The sequence below is a fragment of the Micrococcales bacterium genome (genome assembly GCA_009784895.1).
Classification (GTDB): domain Bacteria; phylum Actinomycetota; class Actinomycetes; order Actinomycetales; family WQXJ01; genus WQXJ01.
The window spans coordinates 1-24,484 of record WQXJ01000018.1 but is presented as its reverse complement, the minus strand read 5'-3'; the positions used below and the strand labels follow the sequence as shown (position 1 = coordinate 24,484).

General features: G+C 62.7%; 20 protein-coding genes. 2 read left to right on the top strand and 18 right to left on the bottom strand.

Annotated elements, in window-relative coordinates:
* Positions 1 to 16 precede the first annotated feature (16 nt).
* The 4 genes from FWD29_04825 to purN all read right to left on the bottom strand — a co-directional run bounded on the left by FWD29_04825 (position 17) and on the right by purN (position 4,952).
* Positions 17 to 1,234, bottom strand: a complete 1,218-nt coding sequence (locus FWD29_04825; protein MCL2803258.1) for an NADP-dependent isocitrate dehydrogenase — start codon at positions 1,232 to 1,234, stop codon at positions 17 to 19.
* Positions 1,235 to 1,462: 228 nt separating this feature from the next.
* A complete protein-coding gene (locus FWD29_04820) occupies positions 1,463 to 2,452 on the bottom strand; it encodes a malate dehydrogenase (protein ID MCL2803257.1) in 990 nt (329 codons plus the stop codon).
* A gap of 147 nt (positions 2,453 to 2,599) precedes the next feature.
* Complete coding sequence (locus tag FWD29_04815) at positions 2,600 to 4,264, bottom strand: bifunctional phosphoribosylaminoimidazolecarboxamide formyltransferase/inosine monophosphate cyclohydrolase (protein MCL2803256.1); 1,665 nt, start codon at positions 4,262 to 4,264, stop codon at positions 2,600 to 2,602.
* Between the two features lie 91 nt (positions 4,265 to 4,355).
* The gene (gene purN, locus FWD29_04810) at positions 4,356 to 4,952 is read right to left on the bottom strand and encodes a phosphoribosylglycinamide formyltransferase (protein ID MCL2803255.1); all 597 of its coding nucleotides are present in this window, start codon (positions 4,950 to 4,952) and stop codon (positions 4,356 to 4,358) included.
* A 481-nt stretch (positions 4,953 to 5,433) separates the two neighbouring features.
* On the opposite strand from purN, the gene FWD29_04805 reads away from it, so the two are divergent.
* A complete protein-coding gene (locus FWD29_04805; GenBank protein MCL2803254.1) occupies positions 5,434 to 6,057 on the top strand; it encodes a hypothetical protein in 624 nt (207 codons plus the stop codon).
* 304 nt (positions 6,058 to 6,361) lie between these two features.
* On the opposite strand, the gene FWD29_04800 is transcribed toward FWD29_04805, so the two are convergent.
* The 14 genes from FWD29_04800 to FWD29_04735 all read right to left on the bottom strand — a co-directional run bounded on the left by FWD29_04800 (position 6,362) and on the right by FWD29_04735 (position 23,322).
* Complete coding sequence (locus FWD29_04800) at positions 6,362 to 7,579, bottom strand: DUF6350 family protein (GenBank protein MCL2803253.1); 1,218 nt, start codon at positions 7,577 to 7,579, stop codon at positions 6,362 to 6,364.
* Positions 7,580 to 7,890: 311 nt separating this feature from the next.
* Positions 7,891 to 9,402, bottom strand: coding sequence for an acetyl-CoA hydrolase/transferase family protein (locus FWD29_04795; protein ID MCL2803252.1), 1,512 nt, complete (start codon positions 9,400 to 9,402; stop codon positions 7,891 to 7,893).
* 253 nt (positions 9,403 to 9,655) lie between these two features.
* Entirely contained in the window at positions 9,656 to 10,828 is a 1,173-nt protein-coding gene (locus FWD29_04790) for a hypothetical protein (protein MCL2803251.1), read from the bottom strand.
* 98 nt (positions 10,829 to 10,926) lie between these two features.
* A complete protein-coding gene (locus tag FWD29_04785; GenBank protein ID MCL2803250.1) occupies positions 10,927 to 11,763 on the bottom strand; it encodes a carbohydrate ABC transporter permease in 837 nt (278 codons plus the stop codon).
* A complete protein-coding gene (locus FWD29_04780; GenBank protein MCL2803249.1) occupies positions 11,760 to 12,707 on the bottom strand; it encodes a sugar ABC transporter permease in 948 nt (315 codons plus the stop codon). Before FWD29_04780 ends, FWD29_04785 begins: the two co-directional genes overlap by 4 nt.
* 9 nt (positions 12,708 to 12,716) lie before the next feature.
* Positions 12,717 to 13,991 carry an extracellular solute-binding protein gene (locus tag FWD29_04775; protein MCL2803248.1) on the bottom strand — a complete coding sequence of 425 codons (1,275 nt, stop codon included), beginning with the start codon at positions 13,989 to 13,991 and terminating at the stop codon, positions 12,717 to 12,719.
* The gene (locus FWD29_04770) at positions 13,988 to 14,962 is read right to left on the bottom strand and encodes a hypothetical protein (protein ID MCL2803247.1); all 975 of its coding nucleotides are present in this window, start codon (positions 14,960 to 14,962) and stop codon (positions 13,988 to 13,990) included. Before FWD29_04770 ends, FWD29_04775 begins: the two co-directional genes overlap by 4 nt.
* 210 nt (positions 14,963 to 15,172) lie before the next feature.
* Positions 15,173 to 16,345 (bottom strand): ROK family protein, encoded by a 1,173-nt coding sequence (locus FWD29_04765; protein MCL2803246.1) that lies wholly within the window; start codon positions 16,343 to 16,345, stop codon positions 15,173 to 15,175.
* A 234-nt stretch (positions 16,346 to 16,579) separates the two neighbouring features.
* Positions 16,580 to 17,551 carry an NAD(P)H-quinone oxidoreductase gene (locus tag FWD29_04760; protein MCL2803245.1) on the bottom strand — a complete coding sequence of 324 codons (972 nt, stop codon included), beginning with the start codon at positions 17,549 to 17,551 and terminating at the stop codon, positions 16,580 to 16,582.
* Between the two features lie 227 nt (positions 17,552 to 17,778).
* Positions 17,779 to 18,096: a type II toxin-antitoxin system PemK/MazF family toxin gene (locus FWD29_04755; GenBank protein ID MCL2803244.1), complete on the bottom strand. Its 318-nt coding sequence runs from the start codon at positions 18,094 to 18,096 to the stop codon at positions 17,779 to 17,781.
* Positions 18,086 to 18,319 (bottom strand): hypothetical protein, encoded by a 234-nt coding sequence (locus FWD29_04750; protein ID MCL2803243.1) that lies wholly within the window; start codon positions 18,317 to 18,319, stop codon positions 18,086 to 18,088. The genes FWD29_04755 and FWD29_04750 overlap by 11 nt, the downstream gene beginning before the upstream one ends.
* 150 nt (positions 18,320 to 18,469) lie before the next feature.
* Positions 18,470 to 20,635 (bottom strand): elongation factor G-like protein EF-G2, encoded by a 2,166-nt coding sequence (locus FWD29_04745; GenBank protein MCL2803242.1) that lies wholly within the window; start codon positions 20,633 to 20,635, stop codon positions 18,470 to 18,472.
* Between the two features lie 49 nt (positions 20,636 to 20,684).
* Positions 20,685 to 22,910, bottom strand: a complete 2,226-nt coding sequence (locus tag FWD29_04740; GenBank protein MCL2803241.1) for an ATP-dependent DNA helicase — start codon at positions 22,908 to 22,910, stop codon at positions 20,685 to 20,687.
* Between the two features lie 67 nt (positions 22,911 to 22,977).
* Entirely contained in the window at positions 22,978 to 23,322 is a 345-nt protein-coding gene (locus FWD29_04735) for a helix-turn-helix domain-containing protein (protein ID MCL2803240.1), read from the bottom strand.
* 131 nt (positions 23,323 to 23,453) lie between these two features.
* Between FWD29_04735 and FWD29_04730 the strand changes: the two genes are divergently transcribed.
* Positions 23,454 to 24,484: tetratricopeptide repeat protein (locus FWD29_04730; GenBank protein ID MCL2803239.1), on the top strand; the 1,031-nt coding region annotated here is incomplete at its 3' end.

Below are 24,484 nucleotides of genomic sequence, written 5' to 3'. Positions count from 1 at the left end.
TTCAGATATGGACTTATCAGGCCAAGTGAGCCTTGACGCCCTCGTCGAGCACCTCAAGGAACTCTTCGGTGGTCAACCAAGGTGTATCCGGGCTGATCAAGCGGGAAAGATCCTTGGTCATCTGGCCGCCTTCGACGGTGTTGATGATGACTTGCTCGAGATTGTTGCAGAAGCCAACAACCTCGGGGGTACCGTCCAACTCGCCCCGGTGCATTATCCCGCGCGTCCAGGCGAAGATTGACGCGATCGGGTTGGTCGAGGTCTTCTGGCCGCGCTGATGCATCCTGTAGTGACGGGTAACAGTGCCGTGAGCAGCCTCGGCCTCAACCGTCTTGCCGTCCGGGGTCATCAGAACCGAGGTCATCAGGCCAAGCGAGCCGTAGCCCTGGGCCACGGTGTCTGATTGGACATCGCCGTCGTAGTTCTTGCAGGCCCACAGGTAGCCGCCTTCCCAGCGCAGACAGCAAGCCACCATGTCGTCGATCAGCCGGTGCTCATAGGTCAAACCAGCTTCTTCGAACCTGGCCTTGAACTCGTCTTGGTAGATGGCGGCAAAAATGTCTTTGAACGCGCCGTCATACTTCTTCAGAATGGTGTTCTTGGTCGACAAGAAGACCGGATAGTTGCGCTTGAGACCGTAGCTAAAACTGGCCCGGGCAAAGTCCTTGATCGACTCGATGAAGTTGTACTGGCCCTGAATCACGCCGCCGCCCTCGGGCAGGCGAACCACCTCGAACTCGGCCGGCGCGGAGCCGTCGTCTGGTATGAAGCTCAACATCACCTGGCCGGGCTTGTCCGTCCGGTAGTCGGTGGCCTTGTATTGGTCGCCAAAGGCGTGGCGGCCAATCACGATCGGCTTGTTCCAGCTTGGCACCAAACGGGGCACATTCGACACGATGATGGGCTCACGGAAGACCACGCCGCCCAAGATGTTGCGGATGGTGCCGTTGGGCGACTTCCACATCTTCTTCAGGCCGAACTCCTGCACCCGCGCCTCATCAGCTGTGATGGTGGCGCATTTGATGCCGACGCCGAATTCCTTGATGGCGTTGGCTGAGTCGATGGTGACTTGGTCGTCGGTGGCGTCGCGGTTTTCCATTGACAAATCGAAGTAGCGCAAGTCGATGTCCAGATAAGGCAGGATCAACCTGTCCTTAATGAAACGCCACATGATGCGGGTCATCTCGTCTCCGTCGAGCTCAACGACGGGGCCGAGTACCTTGATCTTCGCCATGAAGTTGCCTTTCGCCTTGTTTTTTTCTACACGTTCTTGTTGGTGTGACGGTCAGCTTGTCCGAACTCAAGATTACTCCAGTTTCGAGCGACCGCCCAGGTGAGGGACGGCATCGGCGGACCTTCCGGTCATCGCCTAACCCGCCTTCCGGGACTCTTCCCGGGGGGTTGGCACCTGGCCTTGCGTGTCTAGTGCCCGATGCCGGCCCTCGCCTTGTCTGGGCGATGTCTAGATCAGGCCCAGCTCCTTGACTGCGTCGCGCTCTTCGACCAGCTCTGCCACTGAGGCGTCGATCTTGGACTGCGAGAAGGCGTCGATCTCGAGGCCTTGAACGACAGACCATTCGCCGGCCTTGGTGGTGATGGGGAAGGAGCTGATGATGCCTTTGGCTACGCCATAGGAGCCATCCGAAGGAACCGCCATTGATACCCAGTCACCAGCGGGGCTGCCCTGCAGCCAATCGCGGGTGTGAGAGATAGTGGCGTTGCCGGCCGAGGCGGCCGAGCTCAAGCCGCGCGCGTCAATAATGGCGGCGCCACGCTTGGCTACAGTCGGGATGTAGGTGTCGGCCAACCAGGCTTGGTCGCCAATCTCGGCCGCGGCCTGCTTGCCGTTGACCTCGCAGTGGAACAGGTCGGGGTACTGGGTCGAGGAATGGTTGCCCCAAATCGTCATCTTCTTGATGGCGGTGACCGGAACGTCCAGTTTGGCGGCCAGCTGGTTGATGGCGCGGTCGTGATCCAACCTGGTCAGAGCGGTAAAGCGGGCATCGGGGATGTCCGGGGCGTTGGACATCGCGATCAAGGCGTTGGTGTTGGCCGGGTTGCCGGTCACGCAAACGCGAATGTCGCTGGCGGCCACGTCGTTCAGGGCCTTGCCCTGGGCGGTGAAAATGGCGCCGTTGGCGCTCAGCAGGTCGCCGCGCTCCATGCCAGGACCGCGCGGACGCGCACCGACCAACAAGGCGATGTTGGCACCGTCAAACACCTTGGTCGGGTCGTCGCCCATAACGATGTTGCTCAATAGCGGGAATGCACAATCGTCCAACTCCATGGCCACGCCTTCGAGGGCCTTTAGAGCCGGGGTGATTTCGAGTAGGCGCAGTTCAACTGGTTGATCCGGCCCCAACAACTGACCCGAACCAATTCGGAACAACATGTTGTAACAGATCTGGCCAGCGGCACCGGTAACGGCGACTTTGACAGGGGCTTTGGTCATAGTGCTTGCTCCTTCGCAGCGAAGATTGATCTCACCTCTCACGCTATCAGTCTTCGACCACTTTTGATTCTGTCACTTTGATGCCATCGAGCAGAATCAGAGCCGCTTTTTGGCGGTGGACTTGGCCCGCCAGGCCCGGCCAGGCTCCTAGTGGAAAAAGTGGCGCGAACCGGTGAAGTACAGGCTTAGCCCAGCGGCCTGGGCCGCCTCGATCACCTCGGCGTCGCGAATCGAGCCGCCCGGCTCGACCACCGCTGTGACCCCGGCCTCGACCAGCAGTTCTAGGCCGTCGGCAAAGGGGAAGAAAGCGTCCGATGCCGCCACAGCGCCTCTGGCCCTTTCCGCACCAGCCCGCCTGACGGCCAATTCGACCGAATCGACCCGGTTGACCTGGCCCATGCCAATCCCAACCGAGGCGCCATCTGCTGCCAGCAAGATGGCGTTGGACTTCACCGCCCGGCAGGCTTTCCAGGCGAAAACCAAATCAGCCAAGGTCTGATCGCTGGCAGCCTGGCCCGCGACCAGACGCCAGTTGGCCGGATCGTCGCCCGGGGCTTGGAAAACGTCCCGGGCCTGGACCAGCAAACCGCCACTGACGGCTCTGGTTTCCCAAGTAGGCGGTTGGGTCGGCGCCAGTTTCAAGATCCGCAGGTTCTTCTTGGTTTGGAGCTTCTCCAGGGCGCCGGCTTCAAAGTCCGGTGCCACGATCACCTCGGTGAAAACCGGGGCCACCTGCTCGGCCATGGCCAAGCTGACCGGCCGGTTGGCCGCGATAACACCGCCATAGGCACTCTTTGAGTCGCAGGCGTGGGCCTTGGCGTGGGCTTCGGCAATACAGGCCCCTTCGGCAATGCCGCAGGGGTTGGCGTGTTTGACCACTGCCACGGCTGGGGCGTCGAAATCAAGCGCAGCCCGCCAGGCGGCCTCGGCGTCCTGGTAGTTGTTGTAGCTCATTGCCTTGCCGCCTAGCTGAACCGCTCCGGCCAGCCCAGTACCGGACGAAGCATCAAGCGGCCCGTCCGCCGGCGCGCGAGTTGGCTTGAGACCCGGCTTGGTTTCTGGCGGGCCTTGCCCGCCAGAAACCTGCGACAGGGCAAAGCCCGGTGACACCTCGGCGTAGACGGCGGCCGCTTGATGCGGGTTTTCGCCATATCGCAACTGGCGTAAACGCCGATAGGTGGCACCGCGCCAAACCGCAGGGCCGTCATCGGGCGCCAACTCCTGGCTCATCCATGTGGCCACGGCGACGTCGTAGTCAGCCGTGTGGATGAAGGCATCGCGGGCCAGCTCCTGACGCTCGGACAGGTTGAAACCACCCTCTTTTGCGGCGCGAATGACCTGGTCATAGCGCTCTGGGCTGGTCACTACAGCCACCGACGGATGATTCTTGGCGGCGGCCCGGACCATTGATGGCCCGCCAATATCGATTTGTTCTACGCACTCATCTGTCGCCGCACCAGCGGCGACAGTGGCGGTGAAGGGGTAGAGATTGACCACGACCAAGTCGAATGGCTGCACTCCCAGTTCCTCCAACTGACTGGCGTGGTCGGCTTGGCGCAAATCCGCCAGAATCCCGGCGTGAACCTTTGGGTGCAGGGTTTTGACGCGACCATCGAGGCACTCGGGGAAGCCAGTCAATTGGCTGACCTCTACCACAGGCAGGCCGGCGCCGGCAATCACCGCGGCGGTCGAACCGGTCGAAACGATCTCGACTCCGCAGCCGTGTAAGGCCTTGGCCAGGTCTTCAAGCCCGGTCTTGTCGTAAACCGAGACCAGAGCCCGGCGGATTGGGCGGCGCGAGTCAGTCGACATAGGTAGGTTTTGCCTTTCGTTTGGTCTTACCAAGGGTACGAACGAGATGCGGGGCGAGGCGAAGAACGTCTCCCGGAGATGTTAGCCCGTCTCACTGAGGCAGGACTAGGCGGCCGCTGGCCAGGCGGTTGACCACTTCGACCAGCATGGATCGTTCTTGAATCTTGATGCGTTCATGAAGTGTCTCGACAGTGTCCGCCTTTTCCACCGGCACCATGCGCTGGGCCAAAACCGGGCCCGTATCGACCCCCGCATCGATCTTGTGGACTGTGCAACCTGTCACCTTGGCTCCGGCCGCCATGGCGTCCACCACTGCGTGCGCGCCGGGGAACATCGGCAACAGTGACGGGTGGGTATTAATCGTTCTGTCGCCGAATCGCTCTAAGAACTCCGGGCCCAATATCCGCATGAAACCGGCGCTAACCACAAGGTCCGGCTCGAAGGCCGCCACGGCTGAGGTCATGGCCCTATTCCAGGTGGAACGATCCTCAAAGTCCTTGGGCAAAACGGTGAAGGTGGCCAGGCCCGCCGCCCGGGCGATATCCAGGACCGGGGCAATTCGGTCGGCCCCCACGGCCACAACCCGGGCTTCGAGCCGGCCGTCAATCTGCGCGTCTATCAGGGCTTGCGCCAAGGTTCCTGTGCCAGAGGCCAGCACTACTGCCGTGAAGCTCACGCCGCCCAACATTACCGGCAATTGGTCCCCGCGCCACTGGGCGCCTGTGGGTTGGTGCTTCCGGCGCAACCCCACGGGCCAGGGATTCGCAAGCCAGCCGGCGAACGGCCACAATAGAGGGGTGTCGGATCGGTCGGTGCCAACGCCCCCAGGTGGGCCGGCTGACCCCGCCGAGCCCCCGGTTGCCCCGCAGCCGGCCGAGCCAACAGGACCCGCTTCGGATTCAGTGCCGGCCGAGCCAACAGGACCCGCTTCGGATTCAGTGCCGGCCGAGCCAGCCGATGACGCGTTCATTTCCGCCCCGCCCGGCCAGGTGCCCAATCCACCGAGCCACACAAACCCGGGCGACCAGCCGCCATCTGCCGTCCAGCCAGCCGGCCATTGGCAACCTCCGCCCGGCCAGGAGCCCAATCCACCGAGCCACACAAACCCGGGCGACCAGCCGCCATCTGCCGTCCAGCCAGCCGGCCGTTGGCAGCCTCCGCCCGGCCAAGTGCCCTATCAATGGCCCCCGCCCGATGGCACTGGCCAAAACCCACCCCATCCGCCGTACCCCTACGGCTACCCCCCGCCGGGTCACGCCGGCCAGCAGCCTGGTGCCGGCGGCCAGCCACCTCAGTACGATCCCAATGCCCGGGCTGGCAGCCCAAAGAAACCGGCCAGGGAAAGCCGCGCCGCCCGCCGAGCCCGCCTAGCCAAAGAAATCCAAGCCCTACCCAAACAGGACCGCGAACAGCTGATGCGGGTAAACCGTTTGGTCTTCTACTGCATGGGTGCCCTGGCCGGCGCGGCTTTGGCCATGTCGATGTCCCTACCCTGGCCGGTCCTGGGAATCGGACTACTCGTCGTCACCGCCATCCTGGCCATTCGTGGGCTGGTCAAGGCCACCCGGACCCCACTGGCGCAAGGCACGATTCTGTTTTTCTCCATGTCCTTGGCCATGACGATTCTGTTCGCGCTGGTCGGAGCCGGCGTGATAGCGACCTGGCCCGAACGCTGGGCCTACGAGCAGTGCCAAAGCCAGGCTCAAACGGTAAGCGATCGCGACGCCTGTACTGAGCAACTAAACAACGACACCCAGAGCCGGATCACCGACCTACTCCGACCTGGCCGCTAGCCCGAGCGCCATTTCAGCGAGCGAGGGCCGGCTTGTCATGCCAGGCCTCGTTGTCGCACCCGAGTTGTGTCATGTTTAGGTTGACTTGGGCCATTTCAAACACTTGTAACGCTGTGACCTGGAGTGATGCTTGGTCTTAGTGCCCGAAAAAGGCACTAAGATGTGACAATGGCATGGCTGCGGAGGGTGCGGACCGCGCCTGGTGCGACAGCAGTTCAGATCGCCGAGTCAGTCGATGGTAAACGCCGGATCGTCCGCCACGTGGGTTCAGCGAACGACCAGACTCGGTGTCGTAACAAAGGGGCTACTGGCGCAGGCCGAGGCGCTTGGTGGCAAAGCGCCAAATCCGCTTGGCCTGGGGCAGCAAGAGTGCGCCTAGAAGGGCCCCGGCCGCGACCTCGGCCGCTACTGCTGCCGCCACCGGACCGGCCGCCGCCCCAACCGATGCCATTCGGCCCGGGCCAATCGAACCGCTAGTCAAAACAACCAGCGCCGAGGCCCAACCGGCAGTCACGCCTGCCGTGACCAGTGCGGTCAACCCCCGCCGCCACCAGGCTCCGTCTGCCAAACGGCGGCTGATCAGCCATCCGGCCAAGAGTCCGGCCGCAACTGGGACCAACACCAACCCTCTGGCCGCCCAAGGTGGGTCGGTTTGTGGTAGCAGGCCAAGAATCGGAATAGCCGGCATGGGGCCCCCCGACGTCTGGATGACGGTAAAGGCAGTGCCTTCCCCGACCATGAATCCGGGGCCAGCCAGATAGGCCAGGGCGTAGGTCAGCAGGTTCGGGGCCAGCGCGGCGGCCAGCAGGGCCAGCACAAGGCCACCCAAGCCGCCCGGCTCGAGGGAGGCAAAAATGGTCCTGAACGAGTTGCCGCCGCCAATGGACCAGGCCAGTGTGACAACGGCGGCGCCAGCCAGCATCACCGCGAAAGCCAGACCGGCAGCGCGAAAGGCGGTAGCGATTTCCGGCAGCCTGGCCATCGGTGCCCGCAGGGGCCCAAGCAGCCTGCCGTTGCCGGCGGGTGCGTTGCCCCAGATGAAACCGACCAGCGCGGTGACTGCAGCAGTCGGCAGGGCGACCCCGACAGAAGCGCGGGCTTGGCTGGCCATGACATAGCCAACTACGGCGGTCACCAGCACAAAGCCAAGCGTGCCAAACCCAACCAGCCACCATCCATTGGAAGTGGCGACCTTTGACAGGGCTTTGCAGGCAAGCACGGAAATCAAGGCCATCCCCAGGGGCGCCAGTGACACCACCCCAGCCCTTGGGCCAGAAGAAATGTGGGCCCAACCGCCGTGGCCAACTAGCCACAACGACGAACCAAGCCGGCTGGCGTCAAGCCAGGAAACGCCGTCGTTGATGCGGGCCTCGGCGGTCGAGACGAACACGGCCACGGCCGGCACCGCCACACAAATCCAGCTCAGCAGGGCGGCCTGAACCCCGGCCAACAGGCCGGAGACCCAAGGCAAAACCCCGTAAGTGGCCCGGGCGGCGGGCATGGTTTGGGAAGACGCATTCATAACTGCCACCATGGTGGCGCATCAGCGGCCGGGCGGTTGGATGCCGCGCGGTTGGCGGCGCTTTCAGTGGCCAGCGCCCCGGCCCGGCAGGCTCCGGCACTGAGCAATTGCCAGTCGAGCCTGCTGAATGTGCCAAACCTCAGCCTCGCGGCCGCCACTGGCCCAGGCTCACTCTCACGGCCAGGCACTGACCCAGGCTCACTCTCACTGCCAGCCACTGGCCCAGGCGAGGGTCCAAACAAACGGCTAGGGCCGGCATCGGGCAATAGCCCAACACCGGCCCCAAAGCCGCTGGTGGAATCAGGCCACAACTAGGCCTTCATCGAACCGGTCTCAAGGAAGCGGACATGCCAACTGGAGGCCTCGCTCATGATGTGTGGGGTGTGCACGGCTTTGGCCGTGGACATGGCTCGGTCAAGGTAGTCCTGCAGCTCATCGCGGTAATCCGGATGGGCGCAGTTGGCGATAATGGCCCGGGCCCGCTTGACCGGCGCCAGGCGGCGCAGATCGGCCAGGCCCTGCTCAGTGATGACAACCTGGACATCATGCTCGGTGTGGTCGTGGTGTGAGACCATCGGCACAATGCAGGAAATATCCCCGCCCTTGGCCACCGACGGGGTGACGAAGGTCGAAATGTAGGCGTTGCGGGTAAAGTCGCCCGAGCCGCCAATGCCATTCTGCATGCGCGAACCCATGATGTGGGTCGAATTGACGTTGCCGTAGATATCGGCCTCGATTAGCGAGTTGCAGGAAATGACGCCCAGCCGCCGGATGACCTCGGGTGAATTGGAGATCTCTTGCGGGCGCAGCACAATGCGCTCGCGGTAGAACTTGGCCTTTTCGTTCATGCGAACGGCGGCATCAGGCGAAAGCGAGAAGGCGGTGGCACTGGCCACGGTCAGCTTGCCCGAGTCGAGCAAGTCCAGCATGCCGTCCTGAATCACCTCGGTGTAGCTGGTCATGTTCTCAAAGTCGGAGTGCAGCAGCCCGGCCAGCACGGCATTGGCAATGTTGCCCACGCCGGACTGTAGCGGCAGCAAACTCGCCGGCAACCGGCCCTGCTTGACCTCGTTCTTGAGGAAGTCAATCAGATGGTCAGCAATGGCCTTGGAGTCATCATCCAGCGGCTTGAACGGTGTGTTGCGGTCCGGCGCCTCGGTTTCGACCACGGCGACAACCTTGTCCGGGTCAACCGGCATGTGGATTTGGCCAATCCGGTCACCGGAAGCGGTAATGGGGATGGGCACATTGTTGGGCGGCAACTGGGTGCCGGTGTAGACATCGTGCATGCCCTCCAGGTCGTGTGACATCCACTCGTTGACCTCGAGGATGATCTTCTTGGCACTGCCCATAAAGGCGCAGTTGTTGCCAATCGAGCTAGCTGGTGTCAGCGTGCCGTCGGCATTGATGGCGCTGACTTCAACTACCGCCACGTCCATCGTGCCCAAGAAGCCCTGGCGGACCTTGGGCGCTAGGTGGGACAGATGCTCGTCAACGTAGTCTGTTGTGCCTTTGTTGATGGCGTTGCGCAACGCCGGATCAGACTGATAGGGCGTGCGATAGCTGACGCCGCCAACTTCAGCCAGGGCACCGTCCAGCTCCGTGGCTGTTGACGCTCCGGTGTAGACGCCAACGCGGAATTCCTGGCCGGCTGCTTTGGCCGCTTTGATCTGCTCGGCCAACGCGCCGGGCACTACCTTGGGGTAGCCAGAACCGGTAAAACCGGAAAAGCCGATGTTGTCACCGTCTTTGATCATGGCAGCTGCTTGTTCGGCGCTGACGACCTTCTTCCTGAAGGCTTCACTCTGAATGCGCGACATCATTGTCCTCTCTAAATTGGGGCGCCGTGGAGACGCCACAGACCGCCTGACGGCGCACCGAATTGCGCGCCTTCCCACCAGATTCTATGCCACATGGGGCCACATAGACGGGCCTGAGTTGGCTGGTCTATTGGCGGCCGGTCCAGGGCCGTGCGCTTGACCGAACCCGCCAGCTCAGGGGCCACATAGACGGGCCTGAGTTGGCTGGTCTATTGGCGGCCGGTCCAGGGCCGTGCGCTTGACCGAACCCGCCAGCTCAGAGCAGTTTGGTATCGGACTGAGGGAACCGCCACTGGCCGGGGCTAACCCGCCTCAAGGTGGCCAATTCGATCGCGATCAGCTGCGAAAAGACTATTTGGGCCACGGCGGTCTCCAAACCGGAGGCCGCAGGGCCAAAGTGGAAGTCCAGGCTGGCGGCGTGACTGGCGGTTGGTAACGAAAGGCTGGCGTCCGGGTCGGCAGTGTTGCCTGCGGCAATCGGTTTAGGGCTGCGGCCCGGGTCGGCCGTGCCGCCCGCGGCAATCGGCTTAGGGCTGCGGCCCGGGTCGGTCGGGTCGGTCGGGTCGCTCGGCACCGCCGAGCCAGCGGCTGAAAAGACCAGCGCCGTGACGCCTGCGGCCCGAAGCTGTTGGGCAATGCCCCGTTCACGCTCCTGGCCAAAGAGCACCACCCCAGCGTTGGGGCCGAGAGCCTCCATTGGCCCGTGCAGGTATTGGCGGGTGGAGAAGGCCGCTGTCACCATGGCGCCGGCTTCGCGCCAAAGCAAGGCGGCGGCTTGGGCCGCCCCGAACGACTCGGCCGCGCCAACTACGTCCATCGAGGAAAGAGGTGCCAACTGACCGGCTGCATTGCTGGCTTGTCCGGTGAATTGGTCAAAACAACCTCGAGCAATTCCGGCCAGGCCACCAGGGTCACCCAGGTCATGGCCACAGGCCCGGGCCAGGGCCGCCAGCGCCACCATGGTGCAGGTGTTGCCCGCCATATAGACCGGGGCGTCAACCACCAGCGCCAGCGGCACTACCACGTCACCAAAAGCAGCCAGGGCTGAACGGGGCTGGCCGGTCACCACAATGCGATGACCAGACCCCAACCGTCCGGCGGCTTCGACGGTCTCGCGGCTTTGTCCAGACTGGGAAATCAGCAGGTAATGGTCGGCCACTAAGCCGGCGGCAGCATGGCGGCCGGCCGCTTGAGCTTCCAGGTTGATGGCCAACAGGCCGCGGTTGCGCAGCAATTCGACCAACACTTGGCCCAGAGCGGAGGCCGCGCCCATGGCGATCACCCAAAGGCTTTGGCCGGCTCGCCACGGCTTGAGTCCGGCCCTCGCCGGCTGTGGTTCCAACAGCGCGGCGGTTTGGTCCATCAGGTCGAATTGGCCAGCTGCGGCTTGGGCCAGCGTCGGTTTTGACCCGTCCGATGACGTTGCCACAGCTTGGCCCGTCAAGTTTTGACCGCGTCGGCTACCGAAGGCGGCTTGGGCCAGCCTGGGTTTTGACCTGTCCGATGACGTTGCCACAGCTTGGCCCGTCAAGTTTTGACCGCGCCGGCCACCAGACCAGAGGCGACGTAGCGTTGGAAGATGGCGGCCAGGATGACCGGTGGCAAGGCGGCCAGGACACCGCCGGCCGCTACTAGACCAAAGTCAGTGGAATAGCGGCCGGAAAACTCAGCGATGGCCACCGGCACGGTTTTCGAGGCGTTGGATGAGGTGAAGATGAGCGCATACATGAACTCATCCCAAGCCAGCAGAAAGGCAAACATGGCGGCGGCCAGCAGGCCGGGCCGGGCCGAAGGCAGCACCACCCGCCACAGCGCCCCAAGCCGAGACGTACCATCGATCCAGGCTGACTCTTCGATTTCCAGCGGTACCGTCAAGAAGTAGTTCGACAAGATCCACAACACAAACGGCACCACCAAAGAGCAGTCGACCAGAATCAAGCCCGGCAGGGTGTCGAGCAGGCCGAGGTTGGCCAGGATCATGTAGAGCGGCACCAACAAGGCGATTTGCGGCAGCATGTAGGTGAATAGGAATGTCATCAAGACGGTTCTGCGGAAGCGGAAGCGCAGCCTAGCAAAGGCGTAGCCTCCCAGAGTTCCCACCACCATCGAGATCGCCACCACGGCACTAGCGACCACCATCGAGTTGCGCAAGGCGGCCCGGAAATCCTCGCCACTGGCTTGGGTGAATATGTTGACATATCGATCCGGGTAGAACCTCGATGGCCACCACGGCAAGGGCCGAGTCACTAAGTCGACCTGGGTTTGGAACGAAGCCAGCACCATCCAGGCGAAAGGCGCCAATATGGCCAGCGCCGTGAAAAGAGCGGCCAGATGCAGCAGGATCGACTTGGTGCGCCGGTTCATAACAGGCTCATCTCGCTGCGTCGCAGCGCCCTGAGGTACAACGCCGAGAGGATGGCAATGGCCCCAACAATCAGGTAGGACAAAGCCGAACCGACACCATACTGCTGGTCGGAAAAGGCCGTGGTGTAAGTGAAATAGGCAATTGTCTTGGTGCCGTCGGCCGGGCCACCCCGGGTCATGGCGTAGATGATGTCGAACACCTTGAAGGCTTCGATTATTCGGTAGACCATCACAATCGAAATGGATGGCACCAGCAACGGCAGGGTGATGGACCAGAGTGTCCTAAATGACCCTGCCCCGTCGATCCGGCCAGCCTCGTAAACCTCAGTTGGAATCGAAGTCAACCCGGCCAAGAGCATGAATGCCACCACTGGCACGGTTTTCCAGATGTCGGCCGCCATGACCATGTTGAGCGCCAGAAACGGCGAACCGAGCCAGACCTTGTAGTCGTCGATCAGGCCGATCTGACTGAGCAAGGCGTTGAACGAGCCGTATTGGGCGTTGAAGATGCCTTTCCACAAGGCGCCGGCCACGACCGTGGGGATGGCCCAAGGGATTACCACGATGGTGCGAAGCAGCCACCGTCCCCTGATTTTGGCGTTTAGGAGCCCGGCCAACGCCAAGCCCAGAACCAGCTCAATGCCGGTGGAGACGACGGTGAAATAGAGCGTGCGGCCCAAGGCAGACCAAAAGCTGGGATCCTTGATTGCCTTTGAGAAGTTGGCCAGGCCAACGAAATCGGCCTCGGTTTGCATGGCCGAGGTGACGTTGGTGACCGACATTTGGCCGGTGCGGAAGATCGGGTAGACCACCACACCAAAGACCACCGCGGCAGCCGGTAGCAACAGCCAGGTCGCCATCCGGCCTTGGGCCCGGCTAGCGGCGCTACGCTTGACCTGCCCTAGGCCAGCGAGTGCCTTGCTGCTACCGGCTGCCTTGGTCATAACATCAAACTACTTGGCCGCTGCCACCGCGTCATCCATCGCCTTTTGCGGGTCCTTGGCCCCGGTCAGGGCGTTTTGCAGTTCGACCTGCAAAGCGGCCGATGCCGAGTTGTAGTTGGGCACAGTAGGCCGCAGTATCAGCGCGGCCAGGGCCTCCGGCGCGGCCTGGAACAGCTCTGGTGCCTGCGAAGTGATGGCCGGGTCGTCGTAGCTGGATTTCCAGTTTGGCATCCAACCGGTTGGATACTGGTCCTGGATTTGCTGGCTGGTGACGAACTCGATGAAGGTCCAGGCCTCGTCAACATGCTTGGACTTGGCCGTGATCGACAAGGCCATGGCGCCGTTTATCCCGGGCCGGTCACCGCCTGGGCCCTTAGGTGTGGGCAACAGCCCGATCTTGCCGGCCACCGTGGACTGATCAGGATCCTGCAGATCGGCAAAGGTGGATTCCCAGTTGAGCGAGAAGGCGGTTTCACCTTGGGCCATGGTCTTTTGGACGTCATCTTCCAGGAAGGTCATCGACCCCGGGTTGGACAAGCCATCGTCGAGTGTCTGCTTCATCCACTGCAAGGCCTCGACACCAGCACCCTGGTTCACCGCCAACTCGCCGCTGGCATCGGTGAACTGACCACCAAAGGCACCCAGCATTTGGCCATAGTCACAAACTGCAGCCTCGGCTTGAGCCCAGGACCAGGCCAGCGGATACTGAGCTAGACCCTTGTCTTTGATCTTCTTGGCCGTGGCTAGCACACCGTCCCAGGTGTCGAGGTCAGCTTCAGTGGCACCGACGGCCTCAACCATTTCCTGGTTGTAATAGAAGTATTTGGTCGAGGGCCCCCAAGGCACACCCCAGAACTTGTCGTCGAACTTGGCCGTGGTGAAGGCGCCACCCAGCATGTCGTTCTCCCAGTTGGCCGGGTAGCGGTCGGTTACGTCAAGCACAGTGCCGTTGGTAGCGAATTCGGCCGGCCAAATCACGTCGATCAGAACCACGTCAAAGGTGCCGGCTGGAGCCGAGGTGACGATCTTGTCATGCAGTGCTTCGTAGGCCACGAAGGTCGGCTTGACCGTGATATCGGGGTTTTCTTTCTCAAACTGATCGATCATCGAACCGATTTGCTCTTCGGAGTAGCCGGCTTGTTTCATGAACAGGGCGTTGATCTCGGTCTTACCCGAGCCCCCGCCGTTATCAGAACCACAGGCGGCCAGGCCGGCCGTTCCGGCCAGAGCCACGGTTGCCAAAATGGCCAAACCGGTTTTTGATCTTTGGCGCAGCGATGTCATGCGTTTGCCTCCTTAGGCGGTTGCGGGGTTGCTGGTTCGCGGTTGGAATTGGGTGAAACATTGGGTTGGAGTGAAGTTAGGCGGCCGGCCAGTGCCAAGGCGCCGTCTATCGGTTCGCGCCGCAGCGTTGTGACGCGCAGGCTGGGGGCCAAGGCGCCCAGCCGGTCAGCAATCTGTTGCCCAAGGCGGGGTTGGGATCTGACCACTCCCCCACCCAGGACCACGTCCTGGCCCACAGCGCCCTTGGTTTTGAGTTGACAAATGTCCCGGGCTAGATCCTCGGCGGCCTGGGTGATTACTCCCAGGGCCAGCTGGTCGCCGGACTCAGCCGCCTCGAAGACCAGCGGACACAGACCGCCCCAAGTGGTGATCTCGGCCGCGGCGGTGAAGTCATAAACCAGGCTGATTGGATCAGCCGAGCCAAAGTGAGACATCAGCGCCAGGCCCAAAGCGCCGGGCGACTGGCCGGCATCGGCCGCCTGGGCGACGGCCTTGACGGCCTCACGGACCAGACCAGGAGCGCTGCCGGGATCCCCCAAAAGCCAGCCGTGACCGCCTACTTTGACCAAATGCCCGCCCGCGTCACGTCCCAGGACAATCGACCCGGTGCCGGCCACCACGTTGATGGCCTGCGGCAGGCCCATGGCCGGGCCAAACAATTCGGAGTCGTTGACCACCATGACCGGCCCGCTGTGGGCGGCGGCCAACCAGGTGGCTAAAAGACCACATTGTTCGTCGGAGTCGCAGCCGTGGACCCCGGCAACCAGCGGCGCATCTTGGCCTTGATCTTTGTAGTCCGGAATGTGGCTGATCAGCCTGTCAGCGTTGGCTTGGTCAGAAAAGAGCTGCCCGCGGCGCCAATCGGTTGTGGCGATGGCGACCGCGCGGCTGGGCCCGGCGGGGCTGTCTTGCGAGGGGTAGGCAACGGCGATTCGGGTGTGGGTGCCCCCAACGTCGATACCTATGAGCATGGCTGGCTCTCCTAGCGCTTGCCCGCTTTTGCGCTTTTACTTCACTGTCGCGCTGATAGCAAAGTAGCACCGTCTAGGCCGGTCGCAAAGGCCAGTGGTGAACTGAGATCAGATCGTTACCAATTGCTCCTTGGCCATTTGGGTGTTGGCGATCTTCGATCAGATCGTTGACTATGGCTCCATTGCCAGTTGGGAGGTGGCAAGCCAGGACTAGATCGTTACCAGTTCTTCCATGGCCAATTGGGCGGCCCCAATCATGATGGCGTCTGAGCCCAGCGCAGCAGTAACGATCCGGGGCACCCTCAAAATGCGGCCCAATAGTCGCTCCCTCAGAGCCGGAATGATCGCCTCCATCGACTCGAGGTCATCACAGCCCCCCATGATGACCATCTCCGGGTCGAGCGCCACGCAGAGCGCGGCCACCCCAAGTGCGATGTAGTCAAGCAGTTCTTGGGCCAGACGCTGGCCCCGGCCGCCGGCCCTGGCGCCAAGCGCCCAGACTGTTGGCAGCGAGACCTCCCGTCCGGCTTGAACCAGACCGAGGGCGGCAGCTTGGCGGCCAACCGATTCGGAGCCGATCCGTGACTCGAAGTCGCCGCGCCCGGGAAACAGGCGAGACAACGAGTCGGTGGAGGTTAGTAGGTAGCCAATCTCGCCTGCCTCTTGGCGATGGCCGCGGTACAGCCGCCCCTGCAGCATCAGACCGGCTCCCAGGCCACTACGCAGCACAATTGCCACCAAGTCTTCAACTTGGCGACCGGCGCCGCGGGCCTTTTCACCCACGGCCAGGCAGTTGGCGTCGTTTTCTAGCACCACCTTGGCCGGGCTGCGTCCGGCCAGAATTGAGCCCAGTCTGAGTCGATCCCAGCCCATTTCGTGGATGGCGCCGATGGTGCCGTCTGGCCCGGCAACCACCCCGGGCACGGCCACGCCCACGGCCAAGGCCCCATGCCCGGCGCTTACCATTTCGTCAAACAGCCGCAGAGTCTGGTCGAGCCGGTCTTCTGGGGTCGGCTCGGCGCCGGCAGTGCTTGGTTGGAATTCGACTTCCGACCGGCTGACCTCGTGGCCGTCAAGGCCCATGATGACGCCACTGGCTTTGGTCTCGGTGACTGATATGCCCGCCACCGTCAGGGCGCCGCCGTTGTAGGCCAACAGCTCGGCTGGCCGGCCGCCGGTTGAGTCTTTCCGACCCTTTGTCACCAGCAGCCGGCGCTTGAGCAGCCCGGCGCCGGCCCGGTTGATGGTCGCCATCGACAATCCAGTGGCGGCCGCCAAGTCTTGCCGGGACAGCGGGCCGCGTTCGCGCACGGCGGCGATCAGACGTTGTTCGGAACTTGATCCGGTCCCGCCGTCAAAGCCCAAGGGCCCCTGACTGTCCAACCTAGTCGCCTTTCCTATCACCAGCTCTGCTAGATAAGTCTAGCGCGGCCTGGCCACGACCAAAAGGTCTAGCTGAAGGAAACTGGTCTGCAAAGCCGCAACTGCCGAGCGGCGTGTCTTGTCAACAGGCCCAGCCGCAAGACCGGGACCTGGGCTGATAGTCGCGCCATCAGGCCTCGTGAGGCGGGGCGCATAGGCCGCGCGAGCGAGCCTAGAAGTCGCAGGAGAGGGGCACTACAGCGTCAGTACTATCTTGCCGATATTCGAGCCTGATTCGAGGTGCTCATGCGCCCCGGCGGCTTGATCGAGGGTAAAGCGCCGGATCGGTGGCAGTGGAACGGTGCCGTCCTCAAACATGGGCCAAAGCCGGTTGGCCACCTCCGCGACAATCTCACCCTTGTTTTCCTTTGGCCTAAAGCGCAGCGAAGTGGCGGTGACCGTGGCCCCTTTTGACAGCAGCCGGTTCAGGTCAAGCGTGCCTTTGACGCCGCCTTGCAGGCCTATCACTACCAAGCGCCCACCCCTGGCCAGGGCTTTGACATTGGCCTCGAGATACTTGGCGCCAATGATGTCCAAAATGACGCCGGCGCCCTTGCCGCCCGTGGTGGCCTCGACTTCAGCCGGCCAGTCGTCGTGGTAGTCAAAAGCGGCGTCCGCCCCGATCGACTTGGCGTAGGTGGCCTTTTCGGCCGAACCGACCGTGGTCATAACCTTGGCCCCGATGGCCTTGGCGTAGGGAATGGCACATGAGCCAATGCCGCCAGCTCCTCCGTGAACCAACACCCATTCACCGGTTCTGAGACCAACGTGGTTGAAATTCGACACCACCGTGGCGGCGACCTCGATCAGACCAGCTGCGTCGATCAAGTTGATTCCGCCTGGTGGCGGGGCGCACTGCTCCTGCGGCACAGCGACGTATTCGGCATAGCCACCACCGGCCAGCAGGGCTACCACAGCGTCGCCCACCTGCCATTTGTCTACGCCGGCGCCAACTTGGGCCACCTGCCCGGACACTTCCAGTCCAAGAATGTCGCTGCAGCCCTTGGGCGGCGGGTAGAAGCCTTTGCGTTGTAGCAGGTCAGCCCGGTTGACCCCGGCCGCCGCCACCTGGACCAGTAGTTCACCGGGGGCCGGAACCGGTTTGGCCACCTCGCCCACCTGGATGACTTCGATTCCACCAAATCCATCGAGAACAATGCCACGCATGGCACCACCCTAAGGGGTTGGCGGATGCTGCGCGTCGATAGCGAGGATAGAGGCCAACGAAGTTGTTGACGAGCGCAGCGAGGAGCAGCCGGCAGGAATTGGTCGCCAGCGTCAGTACTCAGCCCCGGCTGCGGTCGAAAAGCACCTCCGAACTAGCCCTTTTTCTTGTCAAAACGGCGCAGCGGAATCGGTCCCCCGCTGCCAGGCGCCTGCCACCGTTTCTTCCATTAGCCCAGATCAAGGATGTCTCTCATGGCCGTCTCGATGGCTTGCATCTCAGCCAGAGTTACCCGGCCGGCCTTATCAGCAAACCGGACTTCGGGGTCTACGACCGCAAGCTGGTCGACCATTACCCTGGTTGGCGTGCCATTGACGTCGATGACAGGGCGAAATGATAAGGGCAGGCAGCTGGTCGATGTTGGCGCGGCCAGGACCGTAGACAGCGGGAAATGGTCTGCCTGAACAACCACCGCCAGGCGGCGTCCCTTTTGTTCGTGTCCTTTTGCCGCCTTTGAGCCTCGCAACCGGAAGATGTCACCACGCATCGCCGGCCCCCATATCGGCCATCGCGGCCTGGATCTCGGCCCGATCCACCGGATCATCACGGGCCGCCAGGCATTCGGCTCGTTGAGCCTCTCGACGGGCGATGCGTCCGGCCTCTAGTACAGCATTTCGGACTACCTGTGACCTCGACTCTCCAGTCAACTCCATCAGGTACCCGAGCGTCTGATCCACAGCCTCGTCTGTTCGGACAGTAAACGTTGCCATACGCCCATGATACCACTATTGTGACACGGCTTTGATACCAGACGGCACCCCAATTCCGTGTCCGCCAACTTCAAAAATGTTCCGGGCTCGCGGCAGGCCAGAGGCGGGGGCCGCCACTGGGCGACCCCCGCCTTTGCGGCTTGGCTGAGGCTAGTTCTTTTCCTTTTCCGCCTTGGCCTCGGCTATGACGGCCTCGATCCGATGCGGTGGCATCGGTTCGTGGCCCAGGTAGTCGGAGGTAAACGAACCCGTACCACGTGACATGGAGCGCAGGTCGATGGCGTAGCTGGTGACCTCAAACTGAGGTACCTCGGCCTTGACCATGGTGCGACCGCCAGGTACCGATTCGGTGCCGGTCAGCCGCCCACGCCTGGATGACAGATCAGACATGATGGCGCCAACGTTCTCGTCGTCGACCAGAATCGACATTTCGACTACCGGTTCGAGCAGGGCAACCGGGTTGGATTTGTCGTTGGCGGCCTCACGCAGACCAATCGAACCGGCCGTTTGGAAGGCAGCGTCCGAGGAGTCGACCGAATGGGCCTTGCCGTCAAACAGCGTCACGCGGATGTCAACGACCGGGTAGCCTGCCAGCACACCCTTGGCCATCTGGGCCTTGACGCCCTTCTCCACAGACGGGATGAATTGGCGCGGCACCGAACCGCCCACAACCTTGTCGGCAAATTCGAAACCACTACCCGGCGGCAAGGGCTCCACCTCGATTTGGCATTTGGCGAATTGGCCGTGGCCACCGGACTGCTTGACGTGGCGGCCTTCGGCCGTGACCTTCTGCTTGAAGGTCTCGCGCAGCGGCACCCGGTAGGGCAGCTTCTCAACTTCGACGCCAAACTTGTCACGCAAGCGCTGCAAGGTGACCTCAACATGCGAATCACCCATAGCCCACATGACGGTTTGGCGAGTTTCCTGGTTCTGTTCGATCCGGAGCGTTGGATCCTCACTGACCAGACGGTTCAAGCCGGTACCAAGTTTGTCCTCGTCAGCCGATTTGGCCGCTTTGATGGCGACAGGCAGCATTGGCTCTGGGGGTACCCAAGGTTTGGCCACCATTGGGCTGGACGGGTCTGACAGGGTGTCGCCGGTCTCGGCCGAAGACAGTCGCGCCACGGCCGCCAGGTCGCCAGCCACGGCGTAGGGAACCGGCCGTTGTTTGGCACCCATTGGGCTGGTGACGGTACCGGCCCGTTCGTTTTCGGGGTGGCTTGGGTTGTCATCGCCAGCCAGGCCGTGGCCCTCGACATGGACAGTTGATTCGGCCCGGAGCGTGCCACTAAAGATCCGCACAATCGAAATGCGGCCCACGTAGGAGTCTTGGGTGGTCTTGATAACCACGGCCGCCAGCGGGCCCTTCGGGTCGCAGTGCAGCTCGACTGACTTACCATCCCCGTCCACTACATCCGGCATTTCCGCCACCACTGGTGAGGGGAAACCGTCCCGGATCAGGTAAAGCAATTCCTCGGTGCCAATCCCGCCGGCCGCAGCCATCGGCACAATGGGGAAGAAGGTCGCCCCGGCCATGGCCTTTTGCAGGTCACCGCGAAGGGCCGCGCCGTCGAGTTCGCCGCCTTCAAGGTAGGCGTCCATCAGCTCTTCGTCTTCAGATTCGGTCACCAAAGCCTCAATGAAGGCGTCGCGGTTGCGTTCGAGCTTGCCCACCTCATCGCCTTCGGCCTCGCGCACTTTGCGCCCGCCACCAGCAAAATCAATCACCTTGCCGGTCAGGATGTCCATCAGTGCGCCAACCTCTGCCTCAGAAGCGTAGAGGGGCAGCATCATGGGCAGGACGGATTCGCCAAAAGCCGCCCGGCAGTCCTTGACCACGCCGTCGTAGTCCGCCCGGGGGTTGTCCAGCTTGGTCACCAAAATGGCCCGGGGCATGCGAGCGCCAGCCAACTCGTCCCACAACAACCGGGTGGCCCCGCTAATTCCGTCAACCGCAGAGATGACAAAAACCGCGGCATCGGCGCCGCGAATGGCGGCCCTAAGATCACCTAGATAGTCGGCATAGCCTGGGGAGTCAATCAGATTGATCTTGACGCCTTCGAATTCGATGGGAGCCAGCGCCAAGCCAATTGACCGATTGGCGCGGTGTTCAATCTCTTCGTAGTCGGTAACGGTTGTGCCCTCCGCCACAGACCCGGCGCGGCCAATCGCACCGGTGGCCACCAGCAGGCCCTCAACCACGGTGGTCTTGCCAGAACCCGATGAGCCAACGAACACGACATTGCGAAGCTTGCCTGGATCACTGACCGGCGCCGCGGCTTTGCCCTGGGCGGAGGTTCGATTGTCTACAGCCATTAGAAATACCCCTATCCGGGCGGCACCGCCGCCACCCCAAGCCAACCTATCACCGCTCGCCCAGCCGTCCCAACGACGCAATCGCTTGGTCGAGCTCGGTGGTTTGCCACATTGGCGGCAGGCCAGCCCGCAGGAACGGTCCATAGCGGGCCGTGGCCAGACGTGAGTCCAGCACCGCCACCAGGCCCTGGTCGGCGCTGTTCCTGATCAACCGACCAACACCCTGGGCTAGCAGAGTTGCCGCCTGGGAGGCCGCCACCTCCATAAAAGCGTTGCGCCCGGCCCGCGCCGCCGCCTGCTGACGAGCCTGAACTAGCGGGTCATCCGGCCTTGGAAACGGCAGGCGGTCGATCATGACCAGGCGGCAGGTCGAGCCGGGCGCATCCAACCCCTGCCACAGCGACATGGTGCCAAACAGGCAGGTGTCTTCCTCGGCCAAGAACTGGTCAACCAGTGCCGCCAGTGAGGTCTCGCCTTGGCACAACACCTCGTAGTCGACCTTAGGCCGCACGGCCGCAGCTGCCGCCTCCGCCGCCGCCTGGGCGGTAAAGAGTCCCAACGCCCCACCGTTGGCAGCATCGATCAGCTGGGCCATCAGCTGGTATTGCCCCATGCCAGCCCTGCCTTCCCGACTAGGTGCCGGCAGGTGCTTGGCGACGTAGAAAATGGCCTGAGCCTGGTAGTCGAACGGCGAGGCGGCTTGAAGCCCTCGCCAAATCTCGCCCTCTTCGGTGTCCAGCAGCCCAGCTGCCAAGGCCGGACTATGGAACGAGTCGCCAACCGTAAGTGTGGCCGAGGTCATGATCGCGGTGGCCTGGGCCAACAGCTTGTCCCGGATGGCTGCCGCCACCGACAACGGCGCCACATGCAGTGACGGGTCCTGCTCGCGGTCTCGCCTGCCCGTAGAGCACCAAACAACCTGGCTCCTAACGCTGGACCCGGCTGCCCCACCAGTCCCGCGCGGAGCCAAGCGCCGGCAGACCTCGCGCAACTGGTCCAGCGCGGCCAGCGCCTGCTGGCGGGCGGCATCTGTCGCCTCAGCTTTGTTGGCAGCGGTGATGGCGCTGCGGGCGGCGGCCTGTAAGGCGGCGGTGGCCAAGTCGAGTGGCTCAGGCAGCTCGCCGCGCAGCCAGCCCTCTGGGGTCGTCTCCAGCGCAGCGGCCAGGGCTTGACCGGCCTTCTCCAGATCAGCGGTGCTGACCCCCAGGTGATCACAGGCCCTGGTGGCACGAGCCACGGTGTGGTGGTCAAGATCTGACGTTTGGGCGCGGGTGATCGAGGCGGTTAGCTGGTGGGCTTCATCGATGACGACGGCGCCAAACTCCGGTAGGACCTGCTGCCCCTCCAGGTGCAGGGCCAACATGGCGTGATTGGTCACCACCAGGTCTGCCTGACCGGCTTCGTCACGAGCTAGTTCGGCAAAACACTCATCAAGATATGGGCATTTGCTGCCGGTGCATTCCAGCCCACTGACTGACGCCCGGCGCCAGGCCCGCTGGGTGACGCCACCTTCGATCGAATCACGCTGGCCAGTAACGGTCTGCTTGGCCCACTGATTGACCCAGCGCAACTCCTTGGCCAGTGGTGAAGCGGTGCTGGCTGGGCCGTCTTGGTCAAGGTCAAACAGCGATTCCTGGTCACTGGGGTAGTCGCCGGCGACCTTTGAGCGGCAAAGGTAGTTGGCTCGACCCATCAGCAGAGCCGCCTTGGGCGGCCGCTCGAGCTGATCCTTGACGGCGTCTAGCGCCAGCGGCAGATCCTTCTCCATGATCTGGCGCTGCAGGGCCAAGGTGGCGGTGGCCACCAGCACCGGCTGGTTGGTCTTGACGGCGTGGACCAACGCCGGAACCAGGTAGGCCAGTGACTTGCCCACCCCGGTACCGGCCTGCACAAGCAGATGCTGACCGGACTCCAAGGCCAGGGCAGTGGCCCGGGCCATCTGGTCCTGACCCTGGCGGCGTTGGCCACCTAAAAGACCAACTGCCCGGGCCAGTAGCCTCAGAGCCAAATCCTCCGAGCTTTCCCGCCCATCGCTGGGCATTCCAACAGCGTGTTCGGCACTGGCCTGACCCAGGTCGGCCTCGCCCACTGGGATGGGACCAGCCAAGCTGGCACTGGGCAAATCACCGACTTGGGCGGGCCTGTCTGCGCAGGCTGGGTGGGGGCTGACCTGGCTGGTCGTATGCTGGCCGAGGCCAGCGCCGGCGGAGCCGCCGGACTGGTCACCGGCCTGGTTTGTGACCGGTTGTTCGGCTGGCGCTGGCTCGATTCCCATTGTGCTACAGCCTATGACCCACCACAGACAGGCCGTCAGAGTTATCCACAGGCCAAGTCGCCACTGTCTAGTGGCGCTTGCCTGGCTTGCACGTCGATTTCAGGCCCTCGTTCTCAAATAGCGGCGCTAGGAATTCAGCGAAGTCGTCAACATCCAATGCCCAGGCCAGTGCCCAGAGAGTACCGATGCGGACATCTGCCACGCCTCGTCTCCCTCCCAGCAGTTCGATGATCGTGGACCGGTCCAATCCCGAACGCCCGGCCAACTCATTGATGGACAAACCTTTTGCCGCCTTGAGGCCCTTCACGTGGGAGCGCCAAACCTCCCAGTCGAGTTTGGGTGGTGGATGCAGTCCCGGCGGCCCGCCTTCCGCGGCAACGCCGAGGGTCTGGTGGGATTGGTCCGACTTCACCGCTCAAGTCCAGTATGCTGATCTGTCGTTGGGAGTGGGATATATCCCACTGCTCATTTCCGGGGATGCCCCCCTCGGCAAATCGCGACGACGGTCAAGCCCCAACCTGACCGCGAAAGGAGACCTCCGCGATGGCGGAAATCATCAACTACTACGACGCGCTCGGTCTCGACCGTGACGCGACCGTCCCCCAAATAAATGAAGCCCTCAAGAACCTCAGGCTACAGCTCAGTGCCAAGGTCTCTCGTCCGTCCAGCCAGCAGTCCAAATGGCAGCAGCAGCTCGACTTGCTTCCCGAGGCCGAACTGGCATTCCTCAACGAGGACAGCCGGGAACGCTACGACGTCGAGTTGCGTCGGGCCGGCGGTGTGGCGCAAGACGAAACTGAAAAGGTTGACTGGACCAATCGAGCCTGGACGTATTACTTCACCGGTGACGACGGGGCGGGAATGGTGGCAGCACGAAAGGCCAAGGAACAATCACCCAATAGCCCCATGCCATTTGTGGTGTCCGCCTGGCTCAACCTCAGAAACGACGAACTGAAGCAGGCAAAGCAAGACGCGGACGAAGCCTTCGTGTTGGATGAAGCGACTACCGACTCTGTTGATGTCCAAATGGTGAGGGGGACTGTTTACGCCCTTCTCAAGGACTACGAGCGCGCCCTGCAGTGTTTTGATCGCGCCTTGCCGAAGGCTTCCGAGGGCGAAAAAGCTGAGATCTATTGGCGCAAGGGTTGGGCCCAGCTCAACATGGGCGACTATCAGGCCGCATACGACTCAACCATATCCGGCCTTAGCGTCGATGCCGAGTTGACCTCGACCATGATCGACCGATTAGAAGTTGTTGCCTGTGGTGCCTACAATTCGCTTGACAACGCGGGGCTGTCCGATTCTGTCGGTGACAAATACAGAGGCCGAAACCCCGACACAGTCAAGCCTCAGGATGCCGCCAAAGCGGCCGACAAGTATGAGGCCAGGCGGAAAGCTGTGCAGTCCTCGGGCATTTTCCCAACGTCAATGACGAGAATCACGAAGAACCTGAAGTCAAATTGCAAGCGCTGTCAGAAGCTCGGCGAACTCCTCGACGAACGGAACAGACAAGCCGCTGTTCCGGCGGCCAAGGGCATGCAGCCAGACATCCCGCTGTCTGGCATCGCCGCGAC

Bases quoted from the DNA above. Each gene is read 5' to 3' on its own strand.
- FWD29_04825 (MCL2803258.1), bottom strand. From the start codon at position 1,234: ATGGCGAAGATCAAGGTACTCGGCCCCGTCGTTGAGCTCGACGGAGAC.
- FWD29_04820 (MCL2803257.1), bottom strand. From the start codon at position 2,452: ATGACCAAAGCCCCTGTCAAAGTCGCCGTTACCGGTGCCGCTGGCCAG.
- FWD29_04815 (MCL2803256.1), bottom strand. From the start codon at position 4,264: ATGTCGACTGACTCGCGCCGCCCAATCCGCCGGGCTCTGGTCTCGGTT.
- purN (MCL2803255.1), bottom strand. From the start codon at position 4,952: ATGTTGGGCGGCGTGAGCTTCACGGCAGTAGTGCTGGCCTCTGGCACA.
- FWD29_04800 (MCL2803253.1), bottom strand. From the start codon at position 7,579: ATGAATGCGTCTTCCCAAACCATGCCCGCCGCCCGGGCCACTTACGGG.
- FWD29_04795 (MCL2803252.1), bottom strand. From the start codon at position 9,402: ATGATGTCGCGCATTCAGAGTGAAGCCTTCAGGAAGAAGGTCGTCAGC.
- FWD29_04785 (MCL2803250.1), bottom strand. From the start codon at position 11,763: ATGAACCGGCGCACCAAGTCGATCCTGCTGCATCTGGCCGCTCTTTTC.
- FWD29_04780 (MCL2803249.1), bottom strand. From the start codon at position 12,707: ATGACCAAGGCAGCCGGTAGCAGCAAGGCACTCGCTGGCCTAGGGCAG.
- FWD29_04775 (MCL2803248.1), bottom strand. From the start codon at position 13,991: ATGACATCGCTGCGCCAAAGATCAAAAACCGGTTTGGCCATTTTGGCA.
- FWD29_04770 (MCL2803247.1), bottom strand. From the start codon at position 14,962: ATGCTCATAGGTATCGACGTTGGGGGCACCCACACCCGAATCGCCGTT.
- FWD29_04760 (MCL2803245.1), bottom strand. From the start codon at position 17,551: ATGCGTGGCATTGTTCTCGATGGATTTGGTGGAATCGAAGTCATCCAG.
- FWD29_04755 (MCL2803244.1), bottom strand. From the start codon at position 18,096: ATGCGTGGTGACATCTTCCGGTTGCGAGGCTCAAAGGCGGCAAAAGGA.
- FWD29_04750 (MCL2803243.1), bottom strand. From the start codon at position 18,319: ATGGCAACGTTTACTGTCCGAACAGACGAGGCTGTGGATCAGACGCTC.
- FWD29_04745 (MCL2803242.1), bottom strand. From the start codon at position 20,635: ATGGCTGTAGACAATCGAACCTCCGCCCAGGGCAAAGCCGCGGCGCCG.
- FWD29_04740 (MCL2803241.1), bottom strand. From the start codon at position 22,910: ATGGGAATCGAGCCAGCGCCAGCCGAACAACCGGTCACAAACCAGGCC.